This window comes from Chitinophaga sp. (assembly GCF_036569125.1).
Classification (GTDB): domain Bacteria; phylum Bacteroidota; class Bacteroidia; order Chitinophagales; family Chitinophagaceae; genus Chitinophaga.
Genome location: NZ_DATCRF010000262.1, coordinates 1 through 17,523 on the forward strand (window position 1 = coordinate 1; position 17,523 = coordinate 17,523).

Consider the following 17,523-nt stretch of genomic DNA (forward strand, 5'->3'; position numbering starts at 1 on the left):
GGCTTGTACGCCCTGCCCGCCCGCCATGAATGGGTGAAGAACCGGGAACAGCTAACCAATGAAGAATATCAGAAATACTTCGATGCGTTTAACCCTGATCTGTACAATCCCAAAGAATGGGCCCGCATGGCCAAAGCCGCCGGCATGAAGTACGCCGTGATCACCAGCAAACACCATGAAGGATTTTGCCTCTTTGATTCCAAATACACGGATTACAAAGCTACTAAAACACCTTACGGGAAAGATCTTATTAAAGAATGGGTAGAGGCCTTCCGCGCGGAAGGATTGAAAGTAGGCTTCTATTATTCCCTGATAGACTGGCATCACCCGGATTATACCATTGACCGGGTGCATCCGCAAAGGCCCGCTGATACGGCAGATTATAAAAAGCTGAACCAGGGCCGTGATATGGCTAAGTACCGTGAGTACCTGCGTAACCAGCTGAAGGAAATATTAACCAACTACGGGAAAATAGATATCCTGTGGACAGACTTCTCTTTCCCCGGCGCCTATGGCAAAGACCATAACGACTGGAATTCAGTTGAGCTGATCAAAATGATCCGCAAGCTGCAGCCGGATATTATTGTAAATGACCGCCTGGACTTAGGTGAATATGAAGATGGCGGTGATTTTGTAACGCCGGAACAATATAAAGTATCTGAATGGCCTACCCGCAACGGTAAGCAGGTGCCCTGGGAAACCTGTCAGACATTTTCCGGCTCCTGGGGATATTACCGGGATGAGACCTCCTGGAAGGATACGAAGCAGCTCTTAGGCCTGCTCATAGAAACAGTAAGCAAAGGTGGTAACCTGTTATTGAACGTAGGCCCCACCGGCCGCGGACTGTTTGACCCGCGTGCACAGGCCGCGCTTAAAGCCATGGGCGACTGGATGCAGGTGAACAGCCGCGCTATCTATGGCTGCACGCAGGCCCCGCCTGAATTTGCCAAACCGGATAACTGTTTGCTTACTTACAATCCCACCACTAAACGTTTATACGTGCACCTGCTGGACTATCCCCTGCAGAACTTTACACTGCCGGGTTATAAGGGAAAAGTAAAGTATGCGCAGTTCCTGCATGATGCATCTGAAATAAAAATGAGCGCACCCACTCAGCATCATAGTTTAGGTAAAAGTTTAGGGGATGATGACCTTAATCTGAGCCTGCCGGTAAAAAAACCGGATGGAGAGATCCCCGTAATTGAGCTGATCTTAAATTAGTAATTCTTATAAGGTCTGGAAAAAATACGTCCACTGCCGTTAGATGGCAGTGGATTTTTTTATTTTGGTGTCAGTCGTCATTTTTAGTTACCGACTATAAAAAAGTTAGTAATTGAGCGAGCTCTACAGCAAAATGAAAAAATTGTCCATCAACGGGCACCTGCAAATGTCAAAAAATAGTATTTAAGGCCTGAAATGTAGCACGGGCGTGCTTAATCCATTGAATATAAAATAGTTGTCCACTTTAGCTTTTTGCCCCAAATTTTATCCATGTATTGGTTTTTTAAATAATATAAATTATTTTGTTTATTAATATTTTTTTAAAAACCATATATACATCCGATTGACTGCTGAGGGTATTTGTTTCAAATTTGTTTCGTTATTGGGATTGTGTCCTCATTAATATTATACTAATAAGCGCCTTTTTCGTCATTAAGAGAACTTGCAGTACTGTGAGAAGAATTTTCACAAAATAATAAACCCAAAGTAAAAATTATGAAAAAAGTGCGGCGTGATAACGCAGGCCACTTAAACGGAACTGATATTCTTGAAGTTGCCGGTATCCAGAGTGACGACGAACAAATCTTACAACAACTTGCTAAAGACATTTGCAACATTGTATTCATGGATGTTGAGATTCCTGGTGTAAGCGCCGTTGAAGCAGCCAATATTTTGAAAGCTGCTTATCCCGACATCAATGTGCTGCTGTTAACCGTACACCGCGATAGCCACTCCTTAGCCAGTTTGCCAGCCCGTACCTCTACAGCGGATGAACCCATTAACCCGCCGGCTTTAACAGGATTTGTATCCCGGGTATATGATACCGCTGTACAAACCAACCTGACCGCCATACAGAAGGTGCTGGCTTATTTTCATCACCGCGCACAACATGATATTTCGCAGTACGGGCTTTCCCCGCGCGAACAGGAAGTGCTGGACCGCCTGGTAGATGGGCATACGTATAAGAAGATCGCAGAGCTGTGCCACATCAGCGTAGGTACGGTACGTTCCCACATCATGAATATTTACCGTAAGCTGGAAGTAAATTCCCGCAGCGCTGCTATCGTGAAAGCAATGCGCGGTTAAGCCGGAGTGCAAACGTTTGGAGCCGGAGATCGCTGAAGAAAAGAAAACAGAATGTCATTAAAATATTACACAGAGGCTTGCGCCTGCTGTTATTCATTTTATGCCTATATTCTATACATTCTAGATCTTTCCTCTTCACAATACCTGCGTTGTAATTCATAGCCTGCTTGCAAATAAATGCATAACTTGCCGCATGGCCTTACATGCTTGGGAAGGGGATGCTGACCTATGGCGGCATTTTTTGCAGGGCAGCCGGGAAGCCTTTACGGTACTATATGCCAGCTTTGCGCCGTTGTTATATAACTACGGATGCAAGCAGTGTGCGGACCCACGTCTGGTGGAAGATTGTTTGCAGGATGTTTTTGAATACCTGCTGCAGCACCGTACTCACCTGTCTGAAGTAACCAATGTAAAAGCTTACCTGCTGAAAGCCTATCGCCGTGCGCTGTTGCGTAAAATAAGCAATGTGCGTAAAAATATACCCGCTGCGTTAACAGATGAGTCCAGCTTTGCTGTTGTGCTCTCACCGGAAAGTATGCTCATTGCCCAACAAAGTGAGCAGCGCCGTAAAGAGCAGGTGAAAGCCGCGCTCAACGCCCTGCCGCCCCGCATGAAAGAAGCGCTGTTCCTGCGTTTTTATGAAGATCTTCCTTTTGAAGATATTGCTGCTATCATGGAAATTGATCAGAAGTCTGTTTATAAAATGATCTACAAAGCCTTTGATAAGCTGCGGCAAAAGCTGGCCGGCTTCCCGCTCTGGACGCTCTTCCTCGCCATTTGGTTATAATGGCGCGTTAAACTTTTCTCCCATTCCGGTTGTTGAATAATATCACTCAAAAAAATATTTTCCCGCAGAAGGGATAAAACCCGGTTAACACTCCTCTATATATATGTAAATAACCAAACAGCGCTGTTGTTATGGAATGGAAGGACTACGCAGACTTTTCAGTAACTGATTTCCTGGCGGATGATTTTTTCACGGAATGGGTATTACGCCCCAACGTAGAAAATCAGTCGTTCTGGGAAGCATGGCAGCAGCATTACCCGGAAAAGCAAACGGTAATAGCAGAAGCGCGGGCAATGTTGTTATCACTGGAATACCAACGGCATCAGCTGCCCGCGGAAAGTTACGATCGTATATGGCATGCCCTCCATGGCAAGATGGAGCATGCTCTGCCGGAGACCATGTTTATGCAACGTACCCACTACCGCCGGAACTGGCGCCGCGCCGCCATGTTCACCGGCGTATGTGGGATGCTGGCGCTATGCACATTTTGGCTGTTGCGTAGAGAAGATAAGCGCGCCGTATATACCAGCCAGTTCGGGGAGAACCGCCGCCTGTTGCTGCCGGATAGCTCGGTAGTAATACTGGGACCGCATTCTGCATTAAAGGCAACTGTTTTTTCAGCGGAAGCGAAAACAAGAGAAGTTTGGCTGGATGGCGAAGCCTACTTTATGATCAAACCAGACCTGAAAGGTAATAAACCTTTTACCGTACATACAGGAGATCTGAACATAGAGGTGCTAGGCACGGAATTTAATGTAAGTAATTACGATGGCCGCCCCCGGGTAGTTTTGCACAGTGGTAAAGTGGCGCTGCGCGACAATACAAAAAAGTCTGCACGCATTGTTATGGAACCGGGGGAGATGATCACATACAGCACCAGTCAAAATCGCTATCTGCGTCAGAAAGTTGTTACAGAAAAATATGTTTCCTGGGTTCATCACACTTTAATATTTGAAAACACCAGCCTGGCAGAAGTAGCCGCACAGCTGCATTATAAATACGGGATCCGCCTGCAGTTTGCAGATAGTACGCTCCGTGAGGAACAGTTCAGCGCTACGCTGCAGCAAGCCGATCATAAGGTGGTGCTTAAAGCTATCCAGGAAGCCTTTGGCGTGCAGCTTACACAGGAAAATGATAGTACGTTTTTGATTAGCCGATAAGTAAGGGACACTTTAGCCAACTAGCTATTAAGCTGTCATGTTGTTATACCACATTGTAGTTCATCATAGACCGGAAACGGAAGCAAAAAACAATATCATGCTAACAGCGAAAGCTGACCACTAAATTTTCGCCGTAATTAAAACAGATCGTTATGAAAGTAACAGGTACACACAAGTGTAAAACCTTGCTGGTGCTAATCCTGGCCGCTGCAATTACCACGCATGCACAGGAGCTGGCCTATAAAAGCCCTCAGGCTGCACAGGCAGATAAGCCACTGCCTTCCCAAAAAACGGGTACGTTACCGCTAAAGTCGGTCCTTCAGCAGCTTGAAAAAAAATACGGGGTCAACTTTGCCTATAATTCCCGGCTTGTAAAAGAAAAGCAAGCCCCGGCAGGTATTCTGGACCATGCGAACGTACCGCTTACAGACCTGCTGCAAAACTTACTGACCCCGCTGGAGCTGCAGTATAAACAAATAGATCCGCTGGTATATGTAATAAAAACATTGAAAGTGCAGGAGCCGGTTAGCACTAACATGAACGTACAAACGGAAATGCCGGCCGGTGAGCTGCAGGCAGCGCCTGTTAAAGGAAAGGTAACCGACAAGGCCGGCACACCGCTGATCGGGGTAACCGTTCGCGTTAAGGGTACCAGTGCCGGCGGTACTACCGGCCCTGACGGCACCTTTACCATCAATGTACCGGAAGGCAGGGATACGCTGCAGGTATCTTACCTGGGTTATTTGCCACAGGAAATAAGTATTGCCGGCAAAACCACGGTGGATATTGTTATGCAAAGTTCCGAAAGCCAGCTGGAGCAGGTAGTGGTAGTGGGTTATGGTACGCAGCGTAAGCGCGACCTCACCGGCTCCATCTCATCCGTAAAAGGGGAGGAGCTGGCTAAACAGCCGGTGCTTACTGCCACACAGGCTGCGCAGGGTAAAGTAGCCGGTGTGCAGATCATTTCTTTCGGGCAGCCGAATACACAGCCGCAGATAAGGGTACGTGGTACCGGTTCTGTAATGGCCGGCGCCAACCCTTTGTATGTGGTGGATGGTGTGCTTACTGATGATATCCGCAACATTAACAGCGCAGATATTGTGAATATGGATGTGCTGAAAGATGCATCTGCAGCCATTTACGGTGTACGCGCCGCCAACGGTGTGGTGATCATTACCACCCGTAAAGGACGGGCCGGCAAAACAGAAGTACGGTATGATGCCAATGCCGGTTTCCGTGAAGCATCTAACCTGGTGAAAATGGCCAACCGCGATCAATACATCGATTATCTGAAAGATGCAGCCCCGGGCAGAGATCCCATCAATGACGCCGTAGTATTTCCCGGTACTACCAACTGGTATGATGCTACCCTGCGCAAAGCGTTCCAGATGAACCATAATCTCTCCTTATCCGGCGGTACGGATAAACATACCTACTTTTTCAGCGGTGGTTTTATCCAGGACGATGGGATCATTAAAACCAACACCTTCCGCCGGTTTACGCTGCGTGCAAACAATGAGGTAAATATTTCCGACCAATGGAAGTTCAGCACCCAGCTGTCATACTCCAGGGGCGACGGACGTAACGTGGACCTGAATGCAGTATACGGCAATATTTACCGTGCAGCGCCTATTGTGCCGGTAGAGGAAAATGGCCGCTATGGAAATACTTCGGCATGGGGGAATGTAAACAACTCCCTGCTGCAGTTAAATACCCGCAACTACCGCCAGCAGGACAGCCGCCTGCAAGGCAATCTTGCGCTGGAATTTACGCCGGTAAAGGCCCTGAAGTTCCGCTCTGCATTCAATGCCGACCTGCGTTGGGGTACCGACCGTATTTATGTATATAAGTTCCTGAATGATGATAAAACCTTCCTGGTAGCCGGTGGCAACCAGCGCCAGGATAACAGCCAGCTGTTTATAGACAACTCCCGCTCACAGGGATGGGTATGGGATAACACCGTTACCTTTGATAAAACGTTCAATAAACATTCCATTACCCTGTTAGGAGGTTCTGTAACAGAAGGATTTTACAGCACCTATCTTACCGGCTCACGCATTAACGTACCGGCCAGTGAAGATCTCTGGTACCTGGATCTTGGCAACCCGGATGTGCAATCCAAAATAAATAACGGCGGCGATAAATATGCACGCCAGTCTTTTGTAGGCCGTGTGAATTATGGGTACGATAACCGTTACCTGTTCAGCGCCTCCATTCGTGCAGATGGCAGCTCCAAGTTCCGGGAAAGATGGGGCTATTTCCCCACCGTAGGCGCCGGCTGGGTTATTTCACAGGAACCGTTCATGCAGGATCAAAAAGTGTTCAGCTTCCTGAAGCTGCGCGGCAGCTGGGGTGTATTGGGTAATGATAATATTCCCGCCAACGCCTATATTAATACCGCCACGGTGAACCTGCCCTATTTTTACGACGGTGTAATTTCTTTAGGCAGCGCCCTGCAGGATACCAAGGATGCTAACCTGAAATGGGAATCCACCACTCAGTTTGACTTTGGTATTGAATTTACCCTGCTAAAAGACCGCTTAAGCGGTGAGGTGGATTATTATAACAAGAAAACAAAGGATGCACTAACGGTGGTGAATATACCCAGTATATTAGGCGATCCCAATAACACCTACATTACCAATGCCGCCTCTTTTAAAAATACCGGTTATGAATTTACCCTGAACTGGAAAGATAACATCACCAAAGACCTGAGCTACAATATTGGCGGCAACATCACTTTTAATACCAATGAGATCACTAACCTGGCCGGCGGACAGGCGCTGCTGGGCGGTAACGTGGGGCAGCAGAGCTTTATAACCCGCACGGATAATGGCCGTCCGGTAGCCAGCTTTTACGTGCTGCAAACACAAGGCGTTTTCCAGAACCAGGATGAGATCAATAACTACAAGAACAAGGATGGTAAGGTGATACAGCCGGGCGCCAAACCGGGCGACCTGAAATACCAGGATACGAACGGCGACGGGGTTATTGATGATAACGACAAACAATACGTGGGCTCCTATCAGCCCAAATATTTTTATGGTTTTAACCTGGGCCTGAACTTTAAAGGATTAGATCTGACCGCTGATTTTTATGGTAACGGCGGCAACAAGATCTATAATGGTAAAAAGGCATTCCGTTATGAAACCACGGATAATATAGAAGCCGCTTATGCGGATAAACGCTGGAAAGCAGACCGGCCCTCCAGTACGGATCCGGCTATACTAAGCTCCTCCATGCCTGCTTCCACTTACTTTGTGGAATCCGGCGCTTTCCTGCGTTGTAATAACCTTACCCTTGGTTACACATTGCCGGCCACCGTGCTGAAAGCTATTGGCATCAACCGTTTCCGGGTATATCTCACTTCGCAGAACCTGTTCACCATTAAAAAGTTCAGCGGCTTTACATCAGAGCTGCCGGGTGGCACCATTGATTTTGATAACAGCATCAATAACCGCATCAACAACCGTTCTACTAACGTAAACGCCAGTACGGCCAATGCTACCAACAACAGCAGTGGTATCCTGGATGCAGGTATTGAGCTGAACGTGTATCCGACTACCCGTACGTTTGCCTTTGGTGTAAATGTTTCATTCTAAAAAAAGCGTCATGAAGAATATACTGATAAAAATAATGTCTGCCGGCCTGGTGTTATCCGCACTGCTGATGGCCTGTAATAATTACCTGGATGTAAAACCGCAGGGGCAGATCGATGAAGATGCAGCCACCAGAGACCCCGAAGCGGCCCAGAACCTGGTAACGGGTATCTATAATAACCTGTGGCTGGGAAACATACATGGATTTCCTTTTATAGGGATCACCAACATTGCATCGGATGATGCAGATAAAGGCAGCAACCCGGATGATGCAGCAACCACACAGGGCGCATTGGATAACCTGACCATGAACGCAAGCACCAGTACATTAAACGATATATGGTCCGGGTATTACCAGGCTATAGCCCGCGCCAACAAAGCGCTGCAGGTGCTGGAACCCGCCACAATAGATGGGGAGCTGAAAGCCCGTTTACAGGGCGAAAGCCATTTTCTGCGGGCTTACCTGTACTTTAACCTGGTACGCATGTTTGGGGGTGTTCCTAAAGTAGATAAGGTATTAACACCGCAGGAAGCGGCTACGGATCAATACCAGACCCGTGCCGGCAGGGACACCATTTACCAGCTGATCACAGCCGACCTGGAATTTGCCCTGGCTAACCTGCCGGTAAAAGGCGGTGAAGGCAGCCAGGCCGGTAAGGCTACTAAAGGCGCAGCAGCCGCGCTCCTGGCCAAGGTAAGCCTGTACCGGCAAAACTGGCAACGCGCATACAGTCTTTCAGATTCTATCATTACCGGAAAGGTGGGCAGCTATGCCCTGTTGCCCAACTATGCGGATATATGGCGGGAAACCGGCAAGAACGGGGCTGAATCTATTTTTGAGGTGCAAACAGGGATCAATGCCTCCTGTGATGCAGCTATAGATGTATACAGTGTTTGCCAGGGGCCCCGTGCCGGTGGTAAGCGGGGCTGGGCCGATCTGGGCTGGGGATTTGATAACCCTTCCCTGAGCCTGTTGAATGCCTATGAAGCGGGCGATAAACGCCGGGATGCCACCATTATATTTATAAATCCCGGGGGCACTGTGCTGTGGGATGGCTTTCGTGTACCCGGCCGCGATAGTGTGGAAAATGACCGCTATAATTACAAGGCTTATCATAGCCGTACCCGTGAGCAGTACTGCGGCAATGCAGACCGTTTGCCGAAGAACCTGCGCATACTGCGTTTGGGCGAAGTGTTGCTGATACATGCGGAGGCCGCGCTGGCATTAAGCAATCCGGGGGCCGCTGTTACAGACATCAATGCATTGCGTACGCGTGCGGGCCTGGCTGCCAAAGGTACCGTTACCCGTGAGGATGTGTGGAAGGAGCGGAGGGTGGAAATGGCCATGGAGCACGACCGCTTTTTTGAGCTGGTACGGGAAGACGCGCTGGCGCCCGGCACCGCTGCTGCCGCTTTTCAGGCGCATGGTAAAACTTATGTAAGGGGCCGGAATGAAGTATTTCCCATACCCGCCACACAGATCCAATTCAGCCAGGGAAGGCTTTCACAAAATCCCGGTTATTAACAGGTGCACGATTTTAGATTTACGATTTTAGATTTGAAGGAGCGAAGTATGATCCCCCAATCTAAAATCGTAAATCTAAGATCTAAAATCAGAATGATGAAGTTAATATGGATAGGGTGCTTGCTCCTGGCCGGTTTGCTGCCGGTGCAGGCGCAAAAGAAACAACACAGGGATACACCACGCGAACAGATCAGTGATTCCGCGCTGCTAACATTGGTGCAGCAACGTACTTTTAATTATTTCTGGAAGTTCGGGCACCCGGTATCCGGGCTGGCTGCTGAGCGCACTGCTACACCGGACACTATAACCGTTGGAGGTTCCGGTTTTGGCGTTATGAGCATCCTGGTAGGTATTGAAAGAGGGTTTATTACCAGGGAGCAGGGGCTGGACCGTTTGCTGAAGATCGTGAATTTTTTATACAGGGCTGATAGCTACCATGGTATATGGCCGCACTGGCTCAATGGCGCCACGGGAAAAACGATACCCTTTAGCCGTAAAGATGATGGCGGAGACCTGGTGGAATCAGCTTTTATGTTCCAGGGATTGTTGTGTGTACGGCAGTATTTTACAGGCAGCAGCGCCAAAGAAACAGACCTGCGTACTAAAATAGGCTGGTTGTGGAATGAAGCGGAATGGAGCTGGTATACCCGTGACGGACAGCCGGTGTTGTACTGGCACTGGTCGCCCAATAACGGCTGGGCCATGAACCATCCTGTACGGGGTTATAATGAATGCCTGATCACCTATATTCTGGCCGCCGCTTCACCTACTTATCCCGCACCTGCCAGGGTATATCATGAAGGATGGGCCATGAGCAATTATTTTAATAATGGCAAGGAATACTATGGTATGAAGCTGCCACTGGGCTTTGATTATGGCGGCCCTTTATTTTTCGCGCACTACTCTTTCCTGGGATTGGATCCACGCGGCTTAAAGGATAAATATGCTGATTACTGGGAACAGAACCGTAACCACACGCTTATAAACCGGCAATACTGTATTGAGAACCCTAAGCAGTTCAAAGGCTACGGGCCGGATTGCTGGGGCCTTACCGCCAGCGACAGCTATGGGGGTTATGATGCACACTCACCCACCAACGACCTGGGAGTGATCAGTCCTACAGCGGCATTATCTTCCTTTCCCTATGCGCCGGAATATGCCATGCAGGCGCTTAAATATTTCTACTATAAGATTGGCGACCGCCTGTGGGGCGAGTACGGATTTTACGATGCCTTCAGCGAGTCGCATAACTGGATTGATAAACAATACCTGGCCATTGACCAGGGGCCCATTGTGGTGATGATAGAAAACTACCGCAGCGGCCTGTTATGGAAGCTGTTCATGTCGTGCCCGGAAATTAAGGCCGCGCTTAAACAGCTGGATTTTACGAGTCCGGCTATTTTGGAATTACAGGAAAGTAAAAGGTGAATGATCTCTGCACGGGAATTATAACAGGATGATCTTTTGTTCAATAGCGTATTTGATTAGTCCTAACGTAGTTTTGGTGCCAGTGGCCTCTTTCAGCTGCTGCTTTATTTTGTCAACAGCACTGGTGCTCAGGAACACTTCATTGGCAATTTCTTTGGTGCTCTTTTCTCTCCACAGCAGCTGTAATATTTTCTTTTGATTTTCTGTAAAGGTTAACTGCTGCTGTATCGCATTGGGCGGTAAGGGATGGTTGGCCCGCCAGTTCAGGGTATCCGTAAGGGTTTTATTCTGGTATACCATTCCTACAGCAGCTGCATTAATGGCCTGCAGCAGCTCCGTGGTATCCGCCCGTTTGGAAAGATATCCATGTATACCCAGCTCCAGCAGATCGTTGGCCATATAAGGCTCAAACTGCATCAGCATTACGATCACCTTAATGTGCGGGTGGTGATAACGGATCTGTGACAAGCTTTCTTTTTCATACACAGAGGGGGCAAAGAGTAATACATCCGGGTTGTCGTCACTATCCAAATTCTTTAAAAGTTCAGCTGTGTTGGAAACGTCAATAATCACTTTCAGCTCCTGTGATCTGGAAAGCAGATCGCTTATGGCCTTTCTTATTATAGTATGGTCACAAGCAATGGCTAGTCGAATAGTGTTATACATAGGAACAACTTTTAGACTAATTTTAAAGGGTTTTAAGCGGGGATTAAGCCGGCATTTGTATCATAATGGTTATTAGCAATAAATCCGTTTTATTTTTTTGAGTTAGCTATTTTACAAAAAAAAAACCAGAATACGTAACATGGAAAGGCTCATTTGACACGTCTTTATTACCTTGAAAGTAGGGAAATCCTTACTAAAGTTTACAGATTTTTGCATTTTTTTTAAAATATTGTATCGATAATTTCGTAGGGATGTTATAGAAATGCAGTCCGCATTAAGTGTTGGTTGGACATAATAAGGATTCCTCAAACAATAACCTTAAAATAGCACGACTGGGAGTCAATCTAGCGAAGCTCTGTTCTCCCGTGAAATAGCCATAAAGTAATCCACACCTGCACCGGTTACCACCTTTATGCCGGTTGTAAGGCCTATCCCCCTTGCCTTTGAAGTATCTCTTGTTAACACACCGCCAAGTAGTCTAACTGTATTTTTAATCCTAGTAACCATATTTTGTTATGTCCCACGTATGCCAGCCGGAAAAGAAATGGTTTGTTTTATTTACCAGGCCCAGATATGAAAAAAAGATTGCGCAGGAGATCTCTCTGATGGACTATGAGCACTATTTGCCGCTGCGTACCACCCTGCGTAAATGGAGCGACAGGATGAAGCGGATCCAGGAGCCGCTCTTTCCCAACTATCTTTTCGTTAAGATCTCTATGCAGGAAAAATACAAGGTGCTCTCTGCTGATGGGGTCGTTAAGTTTGTTTCCTGTGCAGGGCGCCCGGTGCCCGTAAGTGAAATGGAGATCGTAAAGATCAAAAGGATAGAGTCTGCCGATCATGATATTGCCGTAGAGCGGTTTAGCAGCATTGGTGAAAAGGTGAAGGTAACGGAAGGTATCTTCGCCGGCCTGGAAGGCGAGCTTATCCGTGCCCCACAAGGATCCCGGCTGCTAATAAAGCTGCACATGATCAATTATGCCATCTCTGTTGAAATGCACACCAGCCACGTACAAAAGATCGTTTGATCTCTCCCCCTCTGAATTTTCCACCCGCATTATTTATTCCCAATATTAAACATTACGCACATGGAGCATAATTATATGTCCATAGAGCAAGGTACGCTCTATACCCAGGTACTTTTGCAAAAAGACAATAACCTGGATAAGAATGACAACCTGGATGAGCTGCCTGAAACGCCCGCCGTATATGCGGTTTGCGGCCGTGTGAACGGTCAGCCGGCTAACCCCCGTTTTGTTGGAGAAACCGGCAACCTGCGTGCAACCATAAGATCGCATTTTGAAATAACAGATAATAACGGAGACGAATGTACGCAGTGCTTTAAGGAGTTCATGCTGTCTATCAAAATAAAAGAGCTGGTATACACATTATTGCCCGGCAGCTCGCCGGAAGAGCGCAGCAGCCTGAAAAAGGAATGGGAAGAAAAATATAAACCCAATTGCAATAAGCAGCTGAACGAAGTACATTAAAACCATTGGTTGTGACAGCAAAAATAATATTTGGCATAGCCATGGCCGTATGTATGGGCCTGGGGTATGCAGGTTATCCCGTAAAGGCTCCCGGGCAGCCATTGCCGGATACAATGAGTATTGCGCCCGCATTACAGTATGTAAATGGAACGGCCTTTATACGCGCCGGGCTTACCGGCAAAAACGTAAAGGTGGGCGTGGTGGATGTAGGATTTGAGGGCGCTGATAAAAACCCCCGCCTGCAGAACTTTTTTACGGCCGGGAAACTAGCCGCTACCAAAGATTTTATACATCCCAATGAGCAGGTGCTGTTCAGCAAACAAACGGATATGGATTGGCACGGCACCTATGTGTGGAGCTATATAGGCGGCAAAGATGCTGCCGGTAAGCGTTATGGCCTGGCAACGGATGCCGTGTTTTACCTGGCCCGTACGGATGATGGGGCAAAGGAGTACCAGAAGGAGCAGGAGTATTTCCGCGATGCAGTAGAGTGGCTGCATACGCAGGGCGTAAGGGTAGTGAATGTTTCATTGGGTTATGCCTATGATTTTGATAACCCGGCTGAAAACTATGTTCCTGAAAATATGAACGGCCAAACGGCCATCGTTACAAAAGCCGCACGGGAAGCGGCCGCGCGGTATAATATGATATTAGTGATAGCAGCTGGTAATGATGGTGATAATCCCTGGAAAATTATTTCCGCCCCGGCGGATGCTGATAATGTAATTGCGGTGGGCGCAACAGATATGAACAGGAGCAAGAAGACCTTCAGCGCTGAAGGCCCTGACTTTTTACCTTACCTGAAACCCAATATCAGCTGCCTGAATGATACCGGCGGCACCTCTTTTTCAGCCCCGGTTATTTCCGGCGTTGTGGCATGTATGTTACAGCAGCAGCCCAATATAACGGCCCGCCAGGTGGTGCGCATTATTGAACGTTCCGGTCACCTCTATCCTTATGGCAATAATTATGAAGGTTATGGCGTGCCGGATGCTGCCCGTATACTGCAGCTGATGAAAGACAGCACTCATGATTTTAAAACGGCCCGGCAGATCAAAGCAAGCGGGAATGAGCTGCAGCTGTCATCAGACGGTACCGGCAAGGACTGGGTGTTATTCCACAAAAAAGATAACTGGATTGTGCTGGAGCAGCAGCAGCTGAAACAGGATGGTGGGCAGATCACCATTAAAAGACCAGCCCCGCTTACCCGCACCAAACTGGTTGTGGACGATAAAATAAAAGCGGCATTCCATACAACAGATACACAGGAAGCGGTAAAACGTACTACCGTAGCCACTTCTCAGAACGTGATTGAAATCGTTTGGCCATAGGAGTAATTATGGAAAATATCATGGATCATACAGGCGGTCAGGTTACGCTTATTACGCTGCTGGAAAAACTGGCGGTAGTGAATAACTGTGGCATAACCCTGATACACAGCCAGGAAAAAGAAGCGTTTCTTTCCTATGGGGACCTTTACCATAATGCTTTGCAGGTGCTGGGCCATCTGCAGGCGCAGGGCATACAGCCCGGTAATGAAGTGGTGCTGATGCTGGAAGATAACCGGCAGTTCCTGCTATTCTTCTGGGCCTGCTTACTGGGAAAAATAATACCGGTGCCTTTACCTGCCGGTAACCAGGATGATCATAAATATAAGCTGGTAAGCGTATGGGGCACGCTGCATAATCCTTACCTGGTTTGTGAGCAGGCTTATTATAACCGGCTGTCATCATCGCTTTCAACGCAGCAACCGGCTGCCCTGGAAGCCATTGGACAGCGTTATCTGCCTGCAGCAGCTTTATTAACAGCCGCAGCGCCCGGGCAAACAGCGCCGGTGCAGGAAACGGAAACCGCTTACATCCAGTTCTCATCCGGTTCTACCGGTACTCCTAAAGGCGTTACGCTTACGCATCAGAACCTGCTTACCAACATGCAGGATATAGTTTCCCGTTCTCAAACCACCGCTGCAGATAAAAGTCTTAGCTGGATGCCATTGTCGCATGACATGGGGCTGATCTGCTTTCATTTATCCTGTTTGTTAGCGGGTATTGACCAGTATATAATGGATACGGCCCTGTTTATCCGCAACCCGGTGTTGTGGATAGAAAAGGCCAGCCAGCACCATATCAGTCAGCTTTACTCACCCAACTTCGGGTATCATTATTTTCTGTCAGCGCTGGAAGGTAAAGCTACAGGCGCCTGGGACCTTTCCGCCATCCGTATTATTTATAACGGGGCAGAGCCTATTTCCCACAAGTTATGCCGGCAGTTCACAGAAAAGCTGGCGCCCTGCGGACTACACAGCCACGCCATTTTTGCAGGTTATGGACTGGCAGAAGCATCTGTAGCCGTAGCCCTGCCGGATGTAAATGATGCGCTGCGTGTGCACTTCCTGGACCGGGACCATTGTAATATCGGCGACCGGATAAAGCTGGCGGAGCCCCGTAACGGAATTGTATTCGTAGAGAATGGGTACCCGCTGGAACATTGCGCTATCAGGATCTGCGGGAATGAAGATGAAGTGTTTGATGAGCGCAGAATAGGACATATACAGATCAAAGGCGGGAATGTTACCGCCGGGTATTATAATAATACGGCTGCTACCAGTGAGCTGCTAACGCCTGATGGCTGGCTGCGCACCGGCGATGTAGGTTTTTTATACAAAGGCCGTATAACCATTACCGGCAGGCATAAGAACATTATTATTATTAACGGGCAAAACTATTATCCGCAGGATATAGAAGCCATGGTATCCCGTGCATTGCCGGCCTTTGACCTGGGCAAGGTAGTGGTGTGTGGGGTAAGAGATGAAAAGAATGGCAGCGAGGAGCTGCTGGTTTTTCTTTTATATAAGGGAGATGTGGCTGGGTTTGCGCCACTGGCCGGAAGGGTGAAGGAAGCGGTGCTGGAAACAACCGGCTTAACGGTACAGGCGGTGATCCCGGTACGCAAAATACCTAAAACCACCAGCGGAAAGGTGCAGCATTTTAAACTGGCCACCCTTTACCGGCAGGGCGCCTTCCGGGATATAACCACTGAGCTGGATGAGCTGGTGGCCGCTGAGGAAGCAGATCAATTGCCGGATCATCTATCCATCCCTGAAAAGCTGGCGCGGATCTGGAAAGATCTGTTGGGCATGAAGCCACTGTCCCCGGAACAGGAATTTTTTACCGCCGGCGTAAACAGCCTGGTAGCTACCCGTTTTATCAGCTATATACGCAGGCTGTTACAGGCAGATGTAAGTATCAGCGATCTGTTCCAGCATCCATCCCTGGAACGCCTTGCAGCTTGTGTGGCTGCCAAAGGCACTGTGAAAGAGGACCCGGTATCTATGCTGGAAGAGCAGGATCACTACAGCTGTACGGATATACAACAGCGCTTTTGGCTGTTGCAGCAAATGGATGTGCAAAGCACTGCCTATAACCTGCACAGCGGTTTTGTAATAAACGGTGCATTGGACCTGACAGCGCTGAACAATGCCATTACCACGCTTCTCTCGAAATATGAAATACTGCGCACCACCTTTGTGAACCTGGATGGAAGCCTGCGGCAACGTGTACGCCGGCAAATGGATGCTGCTGCGGTGCTGCAATTTAAAGAGTTGCAGGAGCAGCAGGTTGCTCCGGAGGAGATAGCCCTATGGGAGAGCCGGCAGCCCTTTAACCTGGAACAGGGGCCCTTATTGCGTTTTAGCTGTTACCGGCTTACAGATACACAATACCTCCTGTTCTTTGCTATTCATCATATCATTGCTGATGGCTGGTCTGTAAATGTGATGATGGACCTTATAAAAAAGCTGTATAAACAACATCAGCAGCTAAAGGGGCCAGGCCTGCAGTATCATGATTATGCGGCCTACAACGCAGCCCGTAACGGCGCGCCCTTACAGCAGGCATTCTGGAAAGAAACGCTGGCAGGTTACAGCAAAGGGATAGAGCTGCCGTTTGCAAAGCCGCGTACTGCTGTACAAACTTTTGCCGGGCATGCCATTAAGCAGGTGTTACCACCATCCCTGCATGCGGCTATTAAAAAATATTGCCTGGAAAACGGCTGTACGGAATTTATGCTGGTAACAGCAGCCCTGCGCGTATTGTTATTCCGCTATACGCAGCAGGCAGATCTTGTAATAGGCACAGATACAGCCGGCCGCACGCACCCCGACCTGGAACCGCAGCTGGGCTGTTTCCTGAACACGCTGCCATTGCGGCTGCCGGTGCAGGCAAACGAAAGCTTTAACGGGTTGCTGCAGCGGGAGAAGCAGGGTATTTTGCAGGCCTTGCAGCACCAGGCCTATTCCTTTGATAAAATGATAACGGATGTGCAGCCGGAACGTGAATTCAGCAGAACACCGCTCTTTAATGTGCTGCTGTTATTCCAGAACCTGGAAGGTTCTACCAGCCTGGAAGGGTTGCATGAGCAGCTAACCGTACAACCTATATCCATGCCCGTTACTACCAGTATGGTAGACCTGGAAATGGAATTCACCTATGAGGGGCCGGCGCTTTTTTTCCAGCTGCGTTATAATACAGACCTGTTTGATGAGGCGCCTATGGAGCGTATG

12 protein-coding genes are annotated in these 17,523 nt (G+C 48.3%); 11 read left to right on the forward strand and 1 reads right to left on the reverse strand.

What is annotated here, in order from left to right:
* From VIM87_RS09655 to VIM87_RS09685, 7 genes are all read left to right on the forward strand, one after another.
* On the forward strand, nt 1-1,221 hold a 1,221-nt coding region (locus VIM87_RS09655), incomplete at its 5' end, for an alpha-L-fucosidase (RefSeq protein ID WP_331996789.1).
* 624 nt (nt 1,222-1,845) lie between these two features.
* The gene (locus VIM87_RS09660; RefSeq protein ID WP_331996790.1) at nt 1,846-2,307 is read left to right on the forward strand and encodes a response regulator transcription factor; all 462 of its coding nucleotides are present in this window, start codon (nt 1,846-1,848) and stop codon (nt 2,305-2,307) included.
* 193 nt (nt 2,308-2,500) lie between these two features.
* The gene (locus tag VIM87_RS09665; RefSeq protein WP_331996791.1) at nt 2,501-3,094 is read left to right on the forward strand and encodes a sigma-70 family RNA polymerase sigma factor; all 594 of its coding nucleotides are present in this window, start codon (nt 2,501-2,503) and stop codon (nt 3,092-3,094) included.
* 131 nt (nt 3,095-3,225) lie between these two features.
* Nucleotides 3,226-4,254: a FecR family protein gene (locus VIM87_RS09670; RefSeq protein WP_331996792.1), complete on the forward strand. Its 1,029-nt coding sequence runs from the start codon at nt 3,226-3,228 to the stop codon at nt 4,252-4,254.
* A gap of 152 nt (nt 4,255-4,406) precedes the next feature.
* Complete coding sequence (locus tag VIM87_RS09675; protein ID WP_331996793.1) at nt 4,407-7,856, forward strand: TonB-dependent receptor; 3,450 nt, start codon at nt 4,407-4,409, stop codon at nt 7,854-7,856.
* A gap of 10 nt (nt 7,857-7,866) precedes the next feature.
* Nucleotides 7,867-9,378, forward strand: coding sequence for a RagB/SusD family nutrient uptake outer membrane protein (locus VIM87_RS09680; RefSeq protein ID WP_331996794.1), 1,512 nt, complete (start codon nt 7,867-7,869; stop codon nt 9,376-9,378).
* Nucleotides 9,379-9,471: 93 nt separating this feature from the next.
* Nucleotides 9,472-10,806, forward strand: a complete 1,335-nt coding sequence (locus VIM87_RS09685) for a glucoamylase family protein (RefSeq protein ID WP_331996795.1) — start codon at nt 9,472-9,474, stop codon at nt 10,804-10,806.
* 18 nt (nt 10,807-10,824) lie between these two features.
* Here VIM87_RS09685 and VIM87_RS09690 read toward each other — a convergent pair whose 3' ends face one another.
* Entirely contained in the window at nt 10,825-11,472 is a 648-nt protein-coding gene (locus tag VIM87_RS09690; protein ID WP_331996796.1) for a response regulator transcription factor, read from the reverse strand.
* Nucleotides 11,473-11,987: 515 nt separating this feature from the next.
* Here VIM87_RS09690 and VIM87_RS09695 point away from each other — a divergent pair.
* The 4 genes from VIM87_RS09695 to VIM87_RS09710 all read left to right on the forward strand — a co-directional run.
* On the forward strand, nt 11,988-12,500 hold the full coding sequence (locus VIM87_RS09695; protein WP_331996797.1) for a UpxY family transcription antiterminator: 513 nt from the start codon (nt 11,988-11,990) through the stop codon (nt 12,498-12,500).
* 60 nt (nt 12,501-12,560) lie between these two features.
* A complete protein-coding gene (locus VIM87_RS09700) occupies nt 12,561-12,962 on the forward strand; it encodes a hypothetical protein (RefSeq protein WP_331996798.1) in 402 nt (133 codons plus the stop codon).
* 11 nt (nt 12,963-12,973) lie between these two features.
* A complete protein-coding gene (locus tag VIM87_RS09705; RefSeq protein ID WP_331996799.1) occupies nt 12,974-14,293 on the forward strand; it encodes a S8 family serine peptidase in 1,320 nt (439 codons plus the stop codon).
* 8 nt (nt 14,294-14,301) lie between these two features.
* On the forward strand, nt 14,302-17,523 hold a 3,222-nt coding region (locus VIM87_RS09710), incomplete at its 3' end, for a condensation domain-containing protein (RefSeq protein WP_331996800.1).